General features: G+C 74.2%; 20 protein-coding genes. 12 read left to right on the forward strand and 8 right to left on the reverse strand.

The genetic code is table 11. The annotated features are described in order from the left end of the window. Window positions 1–8: 8 nt before the first annotated feature. The 4 genes from ACI795_RS05200 (at window position 9) to ACI795_RS05215 (ending at window position 4,324) form a co-directional block, all read left to right on the forward strand. A complete protein-coding gene (locus tag ACI795_RS05200; RefSeq protein ID WP_457074154.1) occupies window positions 9–1,592 on the forward strand; it encodes a cache domain-containing protein in 1,584 nt (527 codons plus the stop codon). Between the two features lie 314 nt (window positions 1,593–1,906). After that, entirely contained in the window at window positions 1,907–2,827 is a 921-nt protein-coding gene (locus ACI795_RS05205) for an anti-sigma factor RsbA family regulatory protein (protein ID WP_457074155.1), read from the forward strand. A 70-nt stretch (window positions 2,828–2,897) separates the two neighbouring features. After that, window positions 2,898–3,761 (forward strand): SDR family oxidoreductase, encoded by an 864-nt coding sequence (locus ACI795_RS05210; RefSeq protein ID WP_457074156.1) that lies wholly within the window; start codon window positions 2,898–2,900, stop codon window positions 3,759–3,761. Continuing rightward, window positions 3,758–4,324 (forward strand): MarR family winged helix-turn-helix transcriptional regulator, encoded by a 567-nt coding sequence (locus tag ACI795_RS05215; protein WP_457074157.1) that lies wholly within the window; start codon window positions 3,758–3,760, stop codon window positions 4,322–4,324. The genes ACI795_RS05210 and ACI795_RS05215 overlap by 4 nt, the downstream gene beginning before the upstream one ends. A gap of 63 nt (window positions 4,325–4,387) precedes the next feature. Here ACI795_RS05215 and ACI795_RS05220 read toward each other — a convergent pair whose 3' ends face one another. Beyond that, window positions 4,388–4,873, reverse strand: coding sequence for an STAS domain-containing protein (locus ACI795_RS05220; protein ID WP_457074158.1), 486 nt, complete (start codon window positions 4,871–4,873; stop codon window positions 4,388–4,390). Between the two features lie 63 nt (window positions 4,874–4,936). On the opposite strand from ACI795_RS05220, the gene ACI795_RS05225 reads away from it, so the two are divergent. Together ACI795_RS05225 and ACI795_RS05230 are read left to right on the forward strand one after the other, a co-directional pair. Then, window positions 4,937–5,443, forward strand: coding sequence for a DnaJ family domain-containing protein (locus ACI795_RS05225; protein WP_457074159.1), 507 nt, complete (start codon window positions 4,937–4,939; stop codon window positions 5,441–5,443). A gap of 26 nt (window positions 5,444–5,469) precedes the next feature. Beyond that, a complete protein-coding gene (locus tag ACI795_RS05230; RefSeq protein ID WP_457074160.1) occupies window positions 5,470–5,679 on the forward strand; it encodes a hypothetical protein in 210 nt (69 codons plus the stop codon). 30 nt (window positions 5,680–5,709) lie between these two features. On the opposite strand, the gene ACI795_RS05235 is transcribed toward ACI795_RS05230, so the two are convergent. Together ACI795_RS05235 and ACI795_RS05240 are read right to left on the reverse strand one after the other, a co-directional pair. Continuing rightward, window positions 5,710–7,569: a hydantoinase B/oxoprolinase family protein gene (locus ACI795_RS05235; protein WP_457074161.1), complete on the reverse strand. Its 1,860-nt coding sequence runs from the start codon at window positions 7,567–7,569 to the stop codon at window positions 5,710–5,712. Further along, the gene (locus ACI795_RS05240) at window positions 7,566–9,629 is read right to left on the reverse strand and encodes a hydantoinase/oxoprolinase family protein (protein WP_457074162.1); all 2,064 of its coding nucleotides are present in this window, start codon (window positions 9,627–9,629) and stop codon (window positions 7,566–7,568) included. Before ACI795_RS05240 ends, ACI795_RS05235 begins: the two co-directional genes overlap by 4 nt. Before the next feature lie 104 nt (window positions 9,630–9,733). Between ACI795_RS05240 and ACI795_RS05245 the strand changes: the two genes are divergently transcribed. Further along, entirely contained in the window at window positions 9,734–10,090 is a 357-nt protein-coding gene (locus tag ACI795_RS05245; RefSeq protein WP_457074163.1) for a VOC family protein, read from the forward strand. Window position 10,091: 1 nt separating this feature from the next. Here ACI795_RS05245 and ACI795_RS05250 read toward each other — a convergent pair whose 3' ends face one another. Beyond that, the gene (locus ACI795_RS05250) at window positions 10,092–10,967 is read right to left on the reverse strand and encodes a dienelactone hydrolase family protein (RefSeq protein ID WP_457074164.1); all 876 of its coding nucleotides are present in this window, start codon (window positions 10,965–10,967) and stop codon (window positions 10,092–10,094) included. Window positions 10,968–11,033: 66 nt separating this feature from the next. Next, complete coding sequence (locus tag ACI795_RS05255) at window positions 11,034–11,291, reverse strand: YrhK family protein (protein WP_457074165.1); 258 nt, start codon at window positions 11,289–11,291, stop codon at window positions 11,034–11,036. A gap of 136 nt (window positions 11,292–11,427) precedes the next feature. Here ACI795_RS05255 and ACI795_RS05260 point away from each other — a divergent pair, with 136 nt between their 5' ends. From ACI795_RS05260 to ACI795_RS05275, 4 genes are read left to right on the forward strand one after another with little or no spacing between them, the layout of a single operon-like run. After that, a complete protein-coding gene (locus ACI795_RS05260; RefSeq protein ID WP_457074166.1) occupies window positions 11,428–11,862 on the forward strand; it encodes a hypothetical protein in 435 nt (144 codons plus the stop codon). Continuing rightward, window positions 11,826–12,128 carry a molybdopterin-dependent oxidoreductase gene (locus ACI795_RS05265; RefSeq protein ID WP_457074167.1) on the forward strand — a complete coding sequence of 101 codons (303 nt, stop codon included), beginning with the start codon at window positions 11,826–11,828 and terminating at the stop codon, window positions 12,126–12,128. The genes ACI795_RS05260 and ACI795_RS05265 overlap by 37 nt, the downstream gene beginning before the upstream one ends. Further along, entirely contained in the window at window positions 12,125–13,597 is a 1,473-nt protein-coding gene (locus tag ACI795_RS05270; protein WP_457074168.1) for a phosphatase PAP2 family protein, read from the forward strand. Before ACI795_RS05265 ends, ACI795_RS05270 begins: the two co-directional genes overlap by 4 nt. Then, entirely contained in the window at window positions 13,594–14,472 is an 879-nt protein-coding gene (locus tag ACI795_RS05275) for a metallophosphoesterase (protein ID WP_457074169.1), read from the forward strand. The genes ACI795_RS05270 and ACI795_RS05275 overlap by 4 nt, the downstream gene beginning before the upstream one ends. A 4-nt stretch (window positions 14,473–14,476) precedes the next feature. On the opposite strand, the gene ACI795_RS05280 is transcribed toward ACI795_RS05275, so the two are convergent. Next, window positions 14,477–14,905: a MarR family winged helix-turn-helix transcriptional regulator gene (locus tag ACI795_RS05280; RefSeq protein WP_457074170.1), complete on the reverse strand. Its 429-nt coding sequence runs from the start codon at window positions 14,903–14,905 to the stop codon at window positions 14,477–14,479. A 70-nt stretch (window positions 14,906–14,975) separates the two neighbouring features. Here ACI795_RS05280 and ACI795_RS05285 point away from each other — a divergent pair, with 70 nt between their 5' ends. After that, window positions 14,976–16,817, forward strand: coding sequence for an ABC transporter ATP-binding protein (locus ACI795_RS05285; RefSeq protein ID WP_457074171.1), 1,842 nt, complete (start codon window positions 14,976–14,978; stop codon window positions 16,815–16,817). A 7-nt stretch (window positions 16,818–16,824) separates the two neighbouring features. Here the strand turns inward: ACI795_RS05285 and ACI795_RS05290 are convergent, their stop codons facing one another. Then, on the reverse strand, window positions 16,825–17,274 hold the full coding sequence (locus ACI795_RS05290; protein ID WP_457074172.1) for a hypothetical protein: 450 nt from the start codon (window positions 17,272–17,274) through the stop codon (window positions 16,825–16,827). A gap of 48 nt (window positions 17,275–17,322) precedes the next feature. Further along, a complete protein-coding gene (locus tag ACI795_RS05295; protein ID WP_457074173.1) occupies window positions 17,323–18,159 on the reverse strand; it encodes an SDR family oxidoreductase in 837 nt (278 codons plus the stop codon). Window positions 18,160–18,179 lie beyond the last annotated feature (20 nt).

The raw sequence follows: 18,179 nt of genomic DNA on the forward strand, positions 1-18,179 counted from the left end.
AGCAGGACATGGGTGCACGCCTGCGTGCAGTGCGGGTCAGCACGCGACTGTGGGCGCTGGTCGTGGTGACGGTGGTCGGCATGGCCACCATCGCGGTGATCGGAGCGCTGCAGGTGCGGACGACGATCGAGGACGAGCAGCGCAACAAGGCGCAGGCCGCGGTGGAGTCCGTGCTCGGGGTGCTCGCCCACTTCGGTGAGCAGGAGGCGTCGGGCGCGATGACCACCGCCGCCGCCCAGCAGGCCGCCAGCGACACCGTCCGGGGGCTGCGCTACTCCGGCGCGGAGTACTTCTGGGTCCAGGACGGCAGCCCGGCGATGATCATGCACCCGATCAAGCCGGAGCTGGACGGCACCGACCTGTCCGCGTCCGAGGACCCGACCGGCAAGAAGCTGTTCGTCGAGATGGCCGACGTCGTCGAGCGGGACGGCAGCGGGTTCGTCGAGTACCTGTGGCCCAAGCCGGGCGAGGAGACCCCGCAGCCGAAGATCTCCTACGTCGCCGGCTACGAGCGCTGGGGCTGGATCGTCGGATCGGGCATCTACGTCGCCGACCTCAACGGCGCCTTCCGCGGCGAGCTGATGCACATGGCGCTGTGGGCCGCGCCCGTCCTGCTGGTCATCGCGCTGCTCTCGCTGCTGATCTCGCGCAGCATCACCAGCCCGCTGCGCCGGATGACCGACGTGCTCGCCACCGGCGACCTGGCCCGGCGGCTGGACTCCGGGGACGGGCGCAACGAGCTCGACCAGCTCTCCGAGGCGCTCAACACGACGCTGGGCCGGGTGGCCGACGTGGTGACCGAGGTGGGCAGCGCCTCCACCCGCCTGGAGGAGTCCGCCCGCACCCTGTCCGAGACGGGCGAGGGCATCGCCGGGGCCGCGACCCGCTCCACCGGCCAGGCCGAGAGCGTCACCGTGGCCGCCCGGGAGGTCAGCACGGCGATCGACGCCGTCGCCGCGGGGGCGGAGGAGATGGGCGCCTCCATCCGCGAGATCGCGCACAACGCCGCCGAGGCGGCCCGGGTGGCCGGCGAGGCCGTGCAGGCCGCCGAGAGCGCCAACGGCACGGTCACCAAGCTCGGGGACAGCTCGAAGGAGATCGGCGACGTGGTCAAGGTGATCACCTCGATCGCGGAGCAGACCAACCTGCTGGCGCTGAACGCCACGATCGAGGCGGCGCGGGCCGGGGAGGCGGGCAAGGGGTTCGCGGTGGTGGCGAACGAGGTGAAGGAGCTGGCGCAGGAGACGGCGAAGGCGACCGAGGACATCGCGCGCCGGGTGGAGGCGATCCAGGGCGACACGTCGGGTGCGGTGGCCGCGATCGGCCGCATCGGTGAGGTCATCGCCGCCATCCACGACTACCAGACGACGATCGCCAGCGCGGTGGAGGAGCAGACCGCGACGACGAACGAGATGACCCGGGCCATCGGGGACGCCGCCCAGGGCGGCCGGTCGATCGCGGCCACCGTCGGCGAGGTCGCGCAGGGTGCCCAGCAGACCTCGGCCGGTGTCGGCGGGATGCAGGCCGCCACCGACGACCTGGTGCGGATGTCGCAGGAGCTGATGAGGTCGATCGAGGGCTTCCGGAGCTGAGCCGGCCGCTGCCGGCGCGGCGACACGCCGACGAGCCGCGCACGGTCAGTGACCGCCGTGGCAGGAGGCCAGGTGAGGGGCGGGTCACCCGATCGGAGGCCTCCGGTCGCCGGGGGCGGTTGCCGAGAACTGGGATGGGTGTTTGAGAATGCCACCAGTTCGCTGTGTCCCTGAGTCCCCAGCTCGTCCGGAGAGGTGCGATGCCCACGATCGGCGGTTCCCCCGCGCGCGCTCTCCAGCGCGCGCAGGTGGACCCCGGCGGCCCGGGCACCGGGCGCGCGCCCGGCAGGGGTCGCTCCGGGCAGGTCGGGCACGTGGCCGTGGTGCTGCGGTCCCAGGAGGACCTCCTCGCGGCCGCCCTGCCCTGGCTGGACGCCGGCCTCGTCGCCGGTGACCTGGTCGTGCTGACCTGCCCGGAGGAGACCGCCCAGCTGCTGGTCGAGGAACTGGGCAGCGCCGGGGCGGCCGTGGTCCGCGAGCCGCGGATGTCCCTGCGCGGTGCACGGGGGCCCGACGCGATCACCACCACCCGGCGGCTGCTCGACCGCGCCTCGAGCTCCCGCTCCGGCCGGCTGCGGGTCTTCGGCCACCCTGAGTTCGGGTCCACCCCGCGCGACTGGCGGGAGGCCCAGCGCTACGAGTCGGTGGTCAACGAGCTGCTGGCCGGCACCCGGATGTCGGCGCTGTGCCCCTACGACGAGCGCCTGCTGCCCGCCGCGGCGGTCGACAGCGCCCGGGCCACCCACCCCTTCCTGCTCGTCGACGGCGCCCCCACCGCGAACCCGGACTACCGGGCGCCCGCCAGCTACCTGGCCGAGCTCCCGCTGCCCCGCGAGGCGATGGAGGCCGGGCCCCCCGTCTTCGCCGTCGACGACGCCCCCACCCTGGCCGGGCTGCGGCACCAGCTGGCCGACGTGCTGGCCCGGTACGTCCCCGACCGGGACCGCTGCGAGGACATGCACCTGGCGGTCAGCGAGATCGCCGCGAACGCCTTCCGGCACGGCACCCCCCCGGTCTCTGCCCGGGTCTGGGCCGAGCCCGGCTGGGTGGTCTGCACCATCACCGACCGCGGCACGGACTTCGCCGACCCGCTGGCCGGCTTCGTGCCCGCCCACGGCGACGACCTCTCCCACGGCGGCATGGGGCTGTGGCTGGCCCGCAAGCTGTGGGAGCACGTCGACCTGATCGGCGGCCCGCACGGGCTCACGGTGCGGCTGAGCGCGCCCACCCGCTGAACCCTCCGCCCGGCGCTCCCGCGTCCGTGGCGAACCGGACGGGACGGTCTCTCAGACCTAAGGTGTCGGTGTGATCGTGGTGACCGCAGCCGGCGGACGGACCGGGACCGCCGTGGTCCGTGCTCTCCGGGAGCGCGGCGAGGCGGTGCGCGCCGTGGTGTCCCGCCCAGGACCCCGCCCGGAGCTGACCGACCTGGGCGCCGAGGTGGTGCGCGCCGAGCTGACCCAGCCGCTGCCCTGGTCGCGGGTGCTCGCGGGCGCCGACGCCATGTACCTCATCTGGCCCAACTTCGACCCGGACGAGGCCGAGGGCGCGCCCGCGCTCTTCCGCGAGGCCCGCCGCGCCGGCCTGCCCCGGCTGGTCTACCACTCGGTGCTCCGCCCGCAGCTGCGCACCATGCCGCACCACGCGGCCAAGGACCTCGCCGAGGAGGCGCTGGACGCCAGCGGGCTGGCCTCCTGGCGGGTGCTGCAGCCCTGCGCCTACGCCGACAACCTCGACGACGAGCTGCCGGAGGTCGTCGCCCGGGGTGAGCTGCGCAGCCTCTGGGGCCTGCGGACCGGGCAGTCACTGGTCGACCTGCGCGACGTCGCCGACGCGGCGGCCGTGCTGCTGACCGCGGACGGGCTGGACGGCGGCACCTTCGAGGCGGCCGGGCCCGAGCCGCTCACCGCCCCGCGGATCGCCGAGCTGCTCAGCGCGCGGGTGGGCCGGGAGATCGTCGCCGAGGACGTCGTCCCCGGCGGGGAGGTGCCCACCGCCTACGCCGCCCGCTGCCGCCGGACGATGTTCGACCACTACCGGGCCCACGGGTTCACCGGCAGCCCGCGGGTGCTCACCGACCTGCTGGGCCGCCCGCCGCGCAGCTACGCGGAGCACCTCGCCGACCTCGACCTGCCCGTCGAGGTCCTCCCGGACGACGAGCCGGCGTGACCGCGCCGGACCGGGTCGGACCCGACCGAGCGCGGCCCGACCGCACCGAGGGCGACGCGATGGACGTGATCCTCGCCCAGTGGGCGCGCGAGCGGCCCGACCTGGACTGCTCGCCGATGGGCGTCATCGGCCGGGTGACCCAGCTGCAGCGGGAGGTGTTCCTCGCCCAGCGGGCCACGTTCGCCCGGCACGGCCTGGACGCGCCGTCCTTCGACGTGCTGGCCGCCCTGCGCCGGGCCGGGCAGCCCTACCAGCTCACGCCGACCGCGCTCATGCGCACCGCGCTGGTCACCTCCGGGGCGATCACCCAGCGGCTGGACCGGCTCGAGGAGAAGGGGCTGATCACCCGCGGGCGCAGCGAGGCCGACGGGCGCGCCGTCGTCGTCACGCTCACCGAGGCCGGCCGCAGCGCGCTGGACGGCGCCCTGCCCGACCACCTGGAGACCGAGCGGGGGATGCTCGCCGGGCTGACCGCCGAGGAGACCGCCCAGCTGGCCGGGCTGCTGCGCCGCTGGCTGGTCTCGCTGGGCCGCGTACCGGGAGCGACGCCCGACGCCAGCTGATGAAGGACCCCGTCCCCCGCACGCCTCGCACGCTCGGCGCGAGCCTCTGGACGGGGCCGCCGGTCAGCGGTGGTCGGTGCCGGGTGGCATGCCCTCGTGCGTGGTCGGCGGTGAGCCCTCGCGCCGGTCGATGATGGTGAACCGCCGCCAGAGGCCGGACACCTGCAGCGGCCGGGCGACCGTGCCGGAGTCGACCACCAGGGGGAGCTCGATGCCACGGGGCTCGGCCATCCGCTCCAGCTGGACCAGGATCGACATGCCGGCGGAGTTCATGAAGGTGACGTCGCAGAGCTCCAGCTCGACGCGGTCCAGCGACGACGAGTTCAGCATCAGGTCGGTCATCGCGCGCACCAGCGGGCGGCGGCTCTCCTCGGTGAGCTCGCCGGCCACCCGGATCTGCGCCGTCGTCTCGTCCGGCTGGGCGATGGTGACCTGCACGCCCTCGCCGGGCGGCTCGGCGCTGCCCGAGGTGCCGGTGCTCTCGGGGTCGGGGCTCGGGGCGGCGGTGCCGGGAGCGGTCTCGTCCATGGCCGGGCTGTGCCCGGTCACGCCCCGCTTCATGCCCGCGACCCCTCGTATCGTCGGAGGCGAGCCGGGGACCGAGGAGGCGGAGTGACGGAGCGGAAGCCCGAGGGGATGTCCTTCGACACCTGGGTGGAGCGGCAGATCGACCGTGCGCGCGCCGACGGTGCGTTCGACGACCTCGGTCCCGCCGGCAAGCCGCTGCCCCGCCGGGATCGTGAGGAGACCGCCTACGACTGGGCGCTGGCCTGGGCCCGCCGGGAGGACGGCGACGCCGGGACGCTGGTCGCCGGGATGCTGCCGACCGGGTTCGCGCTGCGCAAGGAGCGGGAGCAGCTGCCGGCCCTGGTGGCCCGGCAGACCTCCGAGGCCGCGGCCCGCGCCGTCGTCGAGGCGCACAACGCCCGGGTCGACCAGTACTACCGCCGTCCCGTCGAGGGCGTCTGGGTCCCGGTCGGGATGGCCGACGTCGAGGCCGAGCTGGCCCGCTGGCGGGCCGCGCACCCGGAGCCGGCGGCCGACCCCGAGCCGGCGCCCGGACCGGCACCGGTTGCCCGACGGCGGTGGTGGCGGGTTCGCCGCGCGGCTGCCGGGTAGGTGCGGGGCCCCGACAGGAGGTCACGATGACCGAGATCCCAGACGCCGACGTGCCGGGCACCGACCGGGACCAGGCACGCGAGAACGTCCTCCGCGAGACGCCGCTCGTCCCCGAGTCCGTCGCGGACAGCGGCGACGACCCGCGCAGCACCCCCGAGCCGGCCAACCGGGGAGACCAGGAGCAGGACGGTGAGAGCGTCAAGCCGCCGTCCGGCAGCACCGACCTCGGCACCTGACCTGAGACCTCGCTGCCGTCGGGCCTCCCGCTACAGCAGGTCGAGCTCGTTGTAGGCCGCACCGCCGGAGAGCAGCGCGTAGCCCGGACCGCGGTCGAAGAACGGCTCGGTCTCCGGGCGGTCCGCCCGCATCGAGGCGCGCAGCTCCCCGGTGGCGGGCTCGTCGGCACTGCCGTCCTCCCGGACGACGACCCCGTAGTCGCGGCGCGCGCCCTCGACGCTGACCTTCCGCCACGCGATGTCGCGCAGCACTTCCGCGACCGGGCGGTCCAGCGGGTCGCCCCAGCCGCCGCCGCCCGTCGTCCGCACCCGGACGACCGTGCCGGCCTTGAGCGGCTCGGCGTCGGCGAGCGCATCGACCTCGTGCTCGTCGGGGCCGTCCGGGTCGACGGTGATGGAGAACGGCCGCCCGGCCTTGCCGCCGTTGACGCCCCAGCAGGACAGGATCGACCGGTCGGCGATGGACATGAAGTGCGCGTCGCGGAGGACCCGGATGTCCTTCTCGTAGCCGCAGCCACCGCGGTACCGCCCGGGGCCGCCGGAGTCCTTCGCCAGCGCGAGCCGCTCGATCCGCAGCGGGAAGCGCGACTCGGTGAACTCCGTCGGCAGGTTCCGGGAGTCCGGGACGACGTGGATGGTGTCCTCACCGTCGGCGTAGTACCGCCCGCCCGAGCCGCCGCCGAGCACCTCGCGCATGAGGTACGGCTCGCCGTTGGCGTCGGTGCCGTAGACGCCGGTGTACCGGATCGTCTCCTGGTCGGCGGGCATCCGGCCGCCGGTCGCCTTGGCCAGCACCCCGGCGAGCACGCCGAGCAGGCGCAGGATGACGAACGTCCGGGCGTTGGTGGGCGCCGGGAAGATCGGGGTGAGCAGGGTGCCCTTCTCCGGGAAGCGCATCTCGATCAGCGGCACGACGCCCTCGTTGACGTCGAGCTCGGCCATCCGCTCGGGGGTCTCCGCGAGGTTGCGCAGGATCGGCGCGAGCCACTTCTTGAGGAAGTTGCCGTCGGCGTAGTCGCCGCAGTGGTTGATCGGGCCCTTGGCCTGCGGGCCCGTGCCGGTGAAGTCGATGACCAGCGGGACGTCCTTGGTGGAGTCCATGGTCAGCGTGATCCGCTGCCGGTGCAGCTGCGGCTCCTCGACGCCGTCGTGCTCGGCGTAGTCCTCCCAGACGTAGCTGCCGTCGGGGATCTGGGACAGGATCTCGCGGCGGTAGACCTCGGTGGAGCTGGACAGGATCGACTCGAAGCAGGCCTCCACCGCGGCCACCCCGTACCGGTCGAACAGCTCGCCGAGGCGGCGCGCGCCCGCCAGGCAGGCCGAGCACTCGGCGTCCAGGTCGGCGGCGAGCGAGTCGGGCATCCGCGAGTTGCGGGTCATGATCGTCAGCGCGGCGTCGTTGCGCACGCCGCGGTCCCACAGCTTGATCGGGGGGACCATCAGGCCCTCCTCGAACACGCTGGTCGCCGCGCTCGGCATGGAGCCGGGCACCGCGCCGCCGATGTCGTCGTGGTGGCCGAACGCCTGGACGAAGGCCACCACGGTCGGGGACCCGTCGACGTCGGCGAAGACCGGCACCGTGACGCACAGGTCGGGCAGGTGGCCGATCCCGCCCTCGGAGAGGTAGACGTCGTTGTGGAAGAAGACGTCGCCGGGGTTCATCGTGTCGACCGGGTGGTCGCGGACCACGGGCTGCACCAGTGCGGAGTACGAGCGGCCGGTGAGCTTGCGCAGCTGCCGGTCGTGGATGCCGGCCCGGAAGTCGTGCGCGTCGCGGATCATCGGCGACCGCGACGTCCGGCCGATCGAGGTCTCGACCTCCTTCTCGATCGCGGCCAGCGTGCCGGCGACGATCTCGACCAGCACCGGGTCGGCGATGGGCTTGCTCATCGGGTGGTCTCCTTCGTGAGCAGCAGGTTGCCGAAGCGGTCGACGGTGGCGGAGAAGCCGGGGTGCACGGGGACGGTGGAGCCGAACTCCTCGATCACGGCGGGGCCGGCCACGACGTCGCCGGGGGAGAGGTCCGGCCGCCAGTGCAGCGGTGCCTCGACCCACTCGTCGAAGAACACCCGCCGGGTGCCCCGGCGGGAGTCGCCACTGGACGGCGCCGGCTCGACGATCTCCGGACGGCGGATCGGGCCGATCCCGCTGACCCGCAGGTTCACCCACTCCACGGCCTGCCGCGGGTCGGCGGCGAAGTCGTAGCCGTACAGCTGCCGGTGGGCGGCGTGGAAGGCGGTGGCCACCTCGGTCAGCGCGGCGGCGTCCAGCACGCCGTCGCCCACCGGGACGCGGACCTCGAAGGCCTGGCCGACGTACCGCAGGTCGGCGGTGCGCTGCATGCGCTGCTGGTCGCGGGGGAAGCCCTCGCCGTCCAGCGCCTGTGCGGCCTGGTCCTCCAGCGCGGCGAACGCCTCGGCCACGGCGTCCGGCCGCAGGTCGGTGTGCCGGGCGACCATCGTCTGCACGTAGTCGTTGCGCACGTCGACGGTGAGCAGTCCGAAGGCGCTGACGTTGCCCGGGTTCGGTGGCACCAGGGTGCGCGGCAGGCCGAGCACGTCCATCAGGCGGCAGGCCAGCAGCGACCCGGAGCCGCCGAAGGTGGTGAGGGTGAAGTCGCGGACGTCGAGGCCGCGAGCGACGGTGACCTGGCGCAGCGCGTTGGCCTGGTTCCACGCCGAGATCTCCAGGATCCCGGTGGCGGCCCGCTCGACCGACAGCCCCAGCTTCCCGCCCAGCTCCTCGAGGCCGGCCCGCGCGGCGTCGACCGACAGCGGGATCTCGCCACCGAGCAGGTGCGGGGGGATCCGGCCGAGGACGACGTGCGCGTCGGTGACGGTCGGCTGCTCACCGCCGTTGCCGTAGCAGATCGGCCCGGGGTCGGCGCCGGCCGACCTCGGCCCCACCTTCAGTGTGCCCTCGGGTGACAGCCACGCGATCGAGCCACCCCCGGCGCCGACGGTGACCACGTCGATCATCGGGATCTTGGACGGGTAGTCGCCGACCGAGCCCTCGGTGGTCAGCGTCGGCTCGCCGTCGATCACCACGGTGACGTCGGTGGAGGTGCCCCCGCCGTCGCAGGTGAGCACCCGGTCGAACCCGGCGGTGCCGGCGATCAGGGCCGCGCCGAGCGCGCCCGCCGCGGGGCCGGAGAGCATCGTGGTGATCGGCTGGTGCACCACCTCCGAGGCGCTGAGCACGCCGCCGTTGCTCTTCATCACGTAGAACGGCACGCCGGGGGCGATCTCGTCGAGCCGACGGCGGATGTTGGTGACGTAGGCGCCGACCCTCGGCTTCACCGCGGCGTCGACCAGCGTGGTCACCGACCGCTCGTACTCGCGGTACTCCCGCAGCACCTGCGAGCTGATCGAGACCACGGCGTCGGGATGTTCCACGTGGAGCACCTCGAGCATCGCCCGCTCGTGGGCGTCGTTCGCGTAGGAGTGCAGGAAGCAGACGCCGATGGTGGTGATGCCGGCGTCCCGGAAGAAGCGGGCGGCGGCGACGGCGTCGTCCCGGTCGAACGGCCGCACCTCGGCGCCGGTGACGTCGAGCCGGCCGCGCACCGTGCGGACCAGGTCGGCCGGGACGATCCGCGGCGGCTTGACCCAGAAGTAGCTGTTGCCGTAGCCGTCGGGCACCGACTGCCGGGCGATCTCCAGCACCGACTCGTAGCCCTCGGTGGTGATGAAGCCGATCCGGTCCAGCTTTCCCTCGAGCAGCTGGTTGGTGGCGACCGTCGTCCCGTGGCTGACCGCGGTGACCGCCGTGCCGTCCAGGCCGAGCTGGCCGAGCACCTTCTGCACGCCGGCGAGGAACCCCTCGGCCGGGTCGGCCGGGGTGGACGGCGTCTTGGTCGTGGCGACCTCACCGGTCTCCTCGTCGACGGCGACGACGTCGGTGAACGTGCCTCCGGTGTCGATCCCGATGCGTACCCGGCGCCCGCTCATGCCGAGAAACCTTAGCGGTGAGGTATCGCCACGGGAAGCGCGCACGGCGTTACGTTCAGGCGCACCGCCGACCTCCAGGAGCCCCTGTGCCCGATCGCCCGCCGATGACGTTGACCGCCACCGTGCTCGACACTCCCGACCCGCGTGGGCTGGCGCGCTTCTACAGCGAACTGCTGGGCTGGCCGATCGGCGAGGACGGCCCGGAGTGGGCGACCCTGGTGCCCGGCGGTTCGGGGTTGTCCTTCCAGCGGGAGCCAGGCCACGTGCCGCCGGTCTGGCCCGCGGGTCCCGGTGACCCGCGGATGCAGGCGCACCTGGACATCGCCGTCGACGACCTGGACGCGGCCAGCGCGTTCGCCCAGTCGCTGGGCGCCACGCCGGCCGCGTTCCAGCCGCAGGAGCACGTCCGGGTGCACCTCGACCCGGCCGGCCATCCGTTCTGCCTCTACCTGCCGGAGTAGGTCAGCCCGCTGCCCGCGGCTGTCCCGGTGGGTCCAGCAGCGCGTTGCGCAGGCCGCCGCCGGCGTGCACAGGGGTGCCGGCGCCGGTGAGCCGGTCGCGGAGGAAGGCGACCACCTCGGCCCGGGCGTCGTTGGTGGGGTGGCCGGGCGCCTCGACCTCGGGGTGGGTCAGCACCCGGTGCGCGGTCCTGCCGATCCCGGCGGGGTTGCCGGAGCGGGAGCTGATCACGATCGGCAGCCAGCCGTCGCCGAAGGCGGCGCGCAGGGTGCGGAAACGGTCGGGCGGGCAGGCCTTGTCCTCGCTGAACCGGAGGCCCAGCAGGCGCAGCCCCTCGCCGTGCACCCGCTCGACGACGGCGTCCCGCTCCTCGTCGGACATCCCCAGATCACCCCGCCGTCCGGGGGTGACGCCGACGGGCAGCGACGGGTGGCTGGCCACCGGGGCGAGCACCACCGGCTCGGTGGCGGCCGCGAGCGCGAACCCACCGCTGAGGCCCGTGCCGATCAGCCCGACGCCCGGTCCGCCCACCCGGTCGTGCAGCCGGCGGGCGACGGCGCGGACGTACCCGGCCACCGGGCGGTCGGCGCGCGTGCCGAACACGCGGAACTCGCGGGCGAGGCAGGCCCGCGCCGTCGACCCCAGCGCGTAGGCGGGGGAGAGGGGGCGGCCGGGCTCACCCCACAGCGAGACGACGGTGACGGTGAAGCCGGCCTCGACCAGGTGGTCGGCCAGTCCCAGCACCTGGGGCGTCACGCCGGGGACCTCCGGCAGCAGCACCACCCCGAGGCCGGAGCCGCGCGAGATCAGCGTGTGGGTGATGCCGGCGTCGGTGAACTCCTCGGACGCCCAGCCTGCCAGTGATGACGACTCTGTCATCGCTCGATCGTGGAGCACGGGGCACCGATCGGTCGAGCCCTCCCTGCGCCGATCGGGCCGGCCGCCTCACCCGCCGCGCCGGCGGCGCTTCTCCACCTTGACCACCAGCTCGCCCACCGAGCCGGTCAACATGCCCAGGCTGCCGATGACGAACAGCCAGATCCCCACCGTCTTCGTGCTCTCCCAGAAGAAGAGCACGCTGCCGACGAAGAAGGCGGTGTTGCCGACCAGCCCGAGCCCCAGGTGCACCCAGGGGAAGTCACTGAGCAGCTCGCCGATCCTGCGCTTCCGGGTGCGGTCGGCCCGGTCCGTGTCGGTCTCCATCCGCCCGCCCGTACCCGGCCGCACCGCCGCACTCCCGGCGGTCACGGAGCCGACACAGGACGGGGTGCCGCATGACGATCCGGCGTCGTTTCCGGTTCCGTTGTGCCCACCGGCCGCCCCGGGTCAGGCTCGGCTGATGAGCGCATCAGCACAGCCGGGTGGGCAGCGCGCCGCCGTGCTGGACGCGGCGCCGTCCCTGGTGATCTCCGTGGGGGACGCCGTCATCGACAGCGTGCCCGGCTGGCTGGAGCGTGCCGCGATCGCCGCGCTCGGCGTCGCGGCCGGCGCGGTCGCCGTGGCCGGCAGCGTCGGCGGCTGGCTGCTGACCGGCCGGGAGCGGTTGGATTCGGTGCGCAGGGCGATCCGGCTGCCGCGGCCGTTCCGCTCGGCCGGACCGGTCCCACCGGGCGCCGACCTGGAGATCGCGGGCCTGACGCCGATGTTCGTCCCGAACGCGGCGTTCTACCGGATCGACACCGCCCTCCGGTGCCGATCGTCGACCCGGCCGAGTGGCAGCTGGAGGTCCGCGGGATGGTGGACGATCCGTTCACGCTCAGCTACGACGAGCTGATGGGGATGCCCCAGATCGAGGCGGACGTCACGCTGTCCTGCGTGTCCAACGAGGTCGGCGGGGACCTGGTCGGCAACGCCCGCTGGCAGGGCGTGCCGCTCCGGGCGCTCCTGGAGCGCGCCGGGGTCCGGCAGGGCGCCACCCCGGGCCGGCACCGGATCGCCGCCCGGGCCACCGACGAGCTGCAGACCGACGTGCGCACCCCGGTCGCTCCGGACGGCGCCTCCGGCCACCCGTCGATCGTGGTGGAGGTGATCGACGGGTGAGCCGGCGCCTCCTGGTCCGGGGGTCCCCGGAGGCCGGTCAGGCACCCGGCCGGTTCGGTGCCCGCGCGCTCCTGGGGCTCGTGGCCCTGCTGGCGGGTGCGGTGCCCTTCCTGGGGCTGTGGCTGCTGGTGCAGCAGAACTGGTCGCCGCTGGCCTCCCTCGACGGGAACGTCGCCGCCGACCTGAACGACGTCGTCAGCGACTCGCCGCTGGCGGTGAGCGTGCTGCGCGGCGTGACCGACCTCGGCGGAGCCGGCGCGTCGGTGCTGGTGACCACCCTGGCGACGCTGTTCCTGCTGATCCGCCGGCACCAGCGGCTGGCGGCGTACGTCGCGGTCTCCGGGATCGGCCTCGCCGTGATCGTGCCGCTGACCAAGTACATCGCCGACCGGGCCCGCCCCGTCGTGGCCAACCCGGTCGTCGACACCCCGAGCAACGCCAGCTTCCCCAGCGGGCACGCGATGACGGCCCTGGTGACCTGGGGGGTGCTGGCGCTCGTGGTGCTGCCGCTGGTGCGGCGCCGGCTGCGGCCGTGGCTCATCGCCGGGGTGGCGCTGCTGGTGCTCGTCATCGGCTTCACCCGGCTGGCCCTCGGGGTGCACTTCGTCTCCGACGTGCTGGCCGGCTGGGCGCTGGGAGCAGCGTGGCTGGCGATCACCACGGCGGCCTTCCGCGGCTGGCAGCACGACCGGCACGGGTCCAGCGGCGAGCCGCTGGACCCGCTGGACGTGGACCCGGCGGAGGTCCCGCGGCCGGCGCCCACGCGCCAGTCGGTGCTGCCCGACGGTGGGACGGTCCGCAAGCTGGCCGGTGCGGCCGCTGCACTGTTCGCCACGCTCGCCGGGCTGGGCCTGCTGGTCACCGGCGTGCTGATGGACACCGCTCTCGGCCGGTTCGACCGGAGCGTCACCGTGTGGTTCGTCGACCAGCGCACCGAGACGCTGACGACGGTGGCCGAGGCGGTGGGCGCGCTGTCGGGAACCCGGGCGGTCATCGCCGTCGGGCTCACCCTCGCCGTCCTGTCGCTGGCCTGGGCCGGCAGCTGGCGCCCCGTGGTCTTCGTGCTCGTCACCGTCATCGGCGAGGTGGCGCTGTACTTCGTCATCGGCCTGGTGGTCGGCCGGGTGCGGCCCGACGTCGTCGACCTGACCGAGGGGCTGCCGGTGGGCGCCAGCTGGCCCTCCGGCCACTCCGGGATGGCCGTCGCCCTCTACGGCGCCCTGGCCGTGCTGGTGATCAGCTACGGGGTCGGCCGCCGGCGGTGGGCCGTGCTGGCGGTGCCGGTGCTGCTCGCACCGGCGATCGGGATCACCCGGATCCACATCGCCGCGCACCACCCGACCGACGTCCTCGCCGGGCTGCTGCTGGGCACCGGGTGGGTGCTGGCGTGTGCCTGGGCCGTTCAGCCCGGGTCCGGGCGGCGTGACCGGGGGCCGGTGGCCGACCGGCGGTCGGAGGTGCGGGCGTGAAGCGCTGGTTCGTCCGCGTCGGGCTGGGGCTGGTGGCGGCCGTCGTCCTGCTCATCGGCTACGGCACCCTCGTCGAGCCGCGGTTGATCCTCGACGAGGAGCAGGAGAGCGTCGAGCTGCCCGGCCTGGCCGCCGGCACGCCACCGATCGACGTCGCCGTCCTGGCCGACGTCCAGATCGGCATGTGGTGGGGCAACCCGGGCATGACCGAGCGCGCCGTCCGACGCGCGGTGGACGCCGAGCCGGACCTGGTGCTGCTGGCCGGTGACCTCGTCTACCACGCCGGCCCGGACGTCGAGCCCGAGGTCGAGACGGTGCTGGAGCTGCTGGCGCCGCTGCTGGACTCCGGCATCCCGACCTACGCCGTGCTGGGCAACCACGACTACGCGAGCGGTGCCGAGCAGGAGCTGACCACCGCGCTGGAGGACGCCGGGATCCCGGTGCTGCTCAACGAGTCGGTCCCGGTGCCCGGCACCGGGACCGACCCGCTGCACGTGGTCGGGATCGGCCCGGTGCGCCCCGGGCTGGTGGACGTCGACCAGGCCCTGCGCGACCTGCCCGAGGCGGCGCCGCGGGTGGTGCTCATGCACAACCCGGCCGCGTTCCCGGAGATGCCGGCCGGCAGTGCGCCCCTCGCCGTGGCCGGGCACACCCACTGCGGGCAGATCGCGCTGCCCGGCCTGCCGAACTGGTCCTACCCCGGGCTGACCGAGGAGGAGGAGGTCGTGGTCGACGGGTGGGCGCCGGAGGACCACGGTGCTCCGGGCAACGCGTTGTTCGTGACCTGCGGGATCGGCTTCAGCCTGCTCCCGGTGCGGATCAACGCCCCGCCGCAGGTCGTCTTCTTCGAGCTCGGTCCCCCGGACGAGGGCTGAGTCCTCAGTCGGTGAGCTGACGCAGGATCCGCTCGAGCGTCGTCCGGTCCTCGGCCGACAACCGGGCGAACAGCTCCGTGGAGTCGGCGGCCCGCGCCTCGTCGACCTCCCGCTGGACCGTCCGGCCGGCGTCGGTGGCCACCAGCACCACCGCCCGCCGGTCCCGCGGGTCGGCGGTGCGCTCGACCAGCCCGCGCTCGGCCAGGCCGTCGGCGACCTCCGTCGCCGACCGCGGCGCGATCCGCAGCGCCTCGGCGAGCTCGGAGAGCCGGACGCCGTCCCGCGAGCAGACGACGCGCAGGGCGCGGGCCTGGTGCGGGGACAGGTCCCAGGGCGCCAGCGTGGCGGTGAACCGGCGGCGCAGCGTGCGAGCGACCCGCATCAGCAGGTCGCCCAGGGGCGCCGTGCCGCCACCACCCATGCCCTCGCGCATGGGGGAACACTACCGGCAGTGGTGCGGTTACCACACCGTGAGGTAACCTCAGCAAACTTCCGAGAGAGGGGTGGTCGCCATCGACGACGCCTTCCAGCCCGGCCGGGGAGGCGGGCGCTCCGGCGGGCGGCCAGACCCGGCCGACCGCGCCCAGCTGGAGCGCTCGCCCGTCCGGTGGTCCCGGGTGGCCGGGCTGTTCCGCCCGTACCGCACGCAGCTCGCGACCGTGGTCGCGCTCATCGTCGCCAGCTCCGCCATCGCGCTGGCCACCCCCTTCCTCATCCGGCTGGTGATCGACGAGGCCATCCCGCAGCAGGACGTGCCGTTGCTGGTCTGGGCCGTGGTCGGCATGGTGGCGGTCACTGCCGTCACCGCCGTCCTCGGCGTGCTGCAGACCTGGCTGTCCACCACCGTCGGCCAGCACGTCATGCACGGCCTGCGGACGTCGGTCTTCACCCACCTGCAGCGCCAGTCGCTCGGCTTCTTCACCCGCACCAAGGGTGGCGAGGTGCAGTCCCGGCTGACCAACGACATCGGCGGCATGCAGTCGGTGGTCACCACCACCGCGACCTCCTTCGCCGCCAACGCCACCACGGTCGTCGGGACGGCGATCGCGATGGTCGCCCTCAGCTGGCGGCTGTCGCTGCTGTCCCTGGTCGTGCTGCCGCCGGCGATCTGGCTGACCCGCAAGGTGGCCCGCATGCGCCGCACCATCACCGCGCAGCGGCAGCGCCACCTCGCCGACCTGCACTCCCAGGTGGAGGAGGGGCTCAGCGTCAGCGGTGTGCTGCTGGGCAAGACCCTCGGCGCCGGGCCCGCGCAGTCGGCCCGCTTCGCCACCACCTCCGACGACCTGGTCGCCCTGGAGGTCCGCTCGCAGCTGGCCGGCCGGTGGCGGATGGCCACGATGAGCATCGTCTTCGCCGGCATCCCCGCGCTGATCTACCTGGCCGCCGGGCTGCCCGCGACGTCCGGCGGGATGACGATCGGCACCCTGGTCGCCTTCACCACGCTGCAGGGCGCGCTGTTCCGCCCGCTGATGGGGCTGCTGGACATCGGCGTCTCGCTGACCGCCTCGATGGCGCTGTTCAGCCGGGTGTTCGAGTACCTGGACCTGCCGGTCGACATCGACGACCCGGCGTCCCCGGTGCCGCTGGGCGACGTCCGGGGCGAGGTGCGGTTCGAGCACGTCGGCTTCCGCTACGCCGACGGGCACCGCGACGCGCTCACCGACGTCGACCTGGTCGTGCCGGCCGGCGCGACGCTCGCGCTGGTGGGGGAGACCGGGTCGGGCAAGAGCACGCTGGCCTCCCTGGTCGCGCGGCTCAACGACCCGACGTCCGGGCGGGTGACCATCGACGGCATCGACGTCCGGGACGTGACGCTGGCCGACCTGGCCCGCACGGTCGGCGTCGTCGCCCAGGAGACCTACCTGCTGCACGGCACGATCGCCGAGAACCTGCGGCACGCCAAGGCCGACGCCACCGACGCGGAGCTGGTCGACGCCGCCCGGCGGGCCCAGGTGCACGACGTGATCGCGGCGCTGCCGGCCGGCTACGACACCGTGGTCGGGGCCCGCGGGCACCGGTTCTCCGGCGGGGAGAAGCAGCGGCTGGCGATCGCCCGCACCCTGCTGCGCGACCCGCGGGTGCTGGTGCTCGACGAGGCCACCAGCGCGCTGGACAACACCACCGAGCGGGCGGTGCAGGCGGCGCTGGACGAGGCCAGCCGCGGCCGGACGACGATCACCATCGCGCACCGGCTCTCCACCGTGCGCGACGCCGACCTGATCGCGGTGCTCGCGCACGGCCGGGTGGTCGAGCAGGGCACGCACGAGGAGCTGCTCGCCCGCGGCGGCCGCTATGCCGAACTGGCCGGCGCCGCCGAGCGGGAGGCCGTGCTGGTCTCCTGACCCCCGCTCAGGGGCCGCCCTCCCGCGGAGCGCTGGTCAGCGCCAGCACGCTGCCGGCCAGCCCGATCACGACGACGGCCAGGCCCACGCTGACCCAGCCGAAGGTGTCCCAGTAGACGTCCTCGAGCTGGATCAGCAGGGCCGCCTCGTCGACCACCAGCGCCAGCCCGACGCCGAACAGCAGGCCCAGGGCGGCGCGGACCTTCGGCGGCCGGTTGCCCAGCGCCACTCCGCCGACGACGGCGAGCAGCAGGATGCCCCAGAGGTAGTGGTGCAGGTGCACGCCACCGGCCTGGACGTCCCCGAGGACGGCGACGTCGACGTGGATCAGCCAGGTGAGCAGGCGCAGCAGCGCGAACGTGGCGGTGAAGCCCCACCAGGCCAGGACGTAGCCGCGGCGGTCCGCGGCCACCTCCCGCAGCCGGTGCGGACGGCGGTCGGTGCGCTCGGGGGCCATGTCACGACCCTGCCCGACGGACCCCCGAGCGCGCTCGGGGGCCTGCGATCAGCCCTGGGTGCCGCCGTGCGCGGCCTTGGAGACGGCGTCCCACTCGCGCCAGTCGGCCAGCCGGGACTCGTAGTCCGCGGTCGCGATGGCCAGCGGGTTCTCGCCGAAGAAGATCCGCAGCGGCGGGTTCTCAGCGTCCACGACCGCCAGGACGGCGGCACGGGTGGCCACCGGGTCACCCGGCGTGCCGCCCAGGCGCTGGCGGCGCTGTTCGGCGGCCTTCTCGCGGAACTGGTCGTAGGCCGGGTTCGGAGTGGCGTGCTTGGCCGAGGCGCCACCCCAGTCGGTGGCGTAGCCGCCCGGCTCGATGAGGGTCACCCTGATGCCGAAGTCGGCCACCTCGGCGGCCAGCGACTGGGTCATCGCCTCCAGCGCCCACTTGGACGCGTTGTAGATGCCGATGTTCGGGAACGCCGAGATCCCGCCGATGCTGGACACCTGCAGGACGTGCCCGGAGCCCTGCTCGCGCATGAACGGCAGCGCGGCCTGGGTGATCCACAGCGCGCCGAACACGTTGGTCTCGAACTGCGCCCGGGCCTCGGCCTCGGAGATCTCCTCGATCATCCCGAACTGGCCGTAGCCGGCGTTGTTGACCACGACGTCCAGTGAGCCGAAGTGGTCGTGGGCCTGTCGGACGGCGGCGAACGCGGCCGCCCGGTCGTCCACGTCCAGCTGGATGGGCAGGACGGCGTCCCCGAAGCGCTGCACCAGGTCGTCGAGGGACGAGGTGTCGCGGGCGGTGGCGGCCACCCGGTCGCCCCGTGCGAGCGCCGCGATCGACCACTCCTTGCCGAAACCGCGGGATGCGCCGGTGATGAACCAGGTCTGTGCCATGGGGATCTCCTCGTGCGAGC

This window comes from Modestobacter sp. SYSU DS0290 (assembly GCF_054050955.1).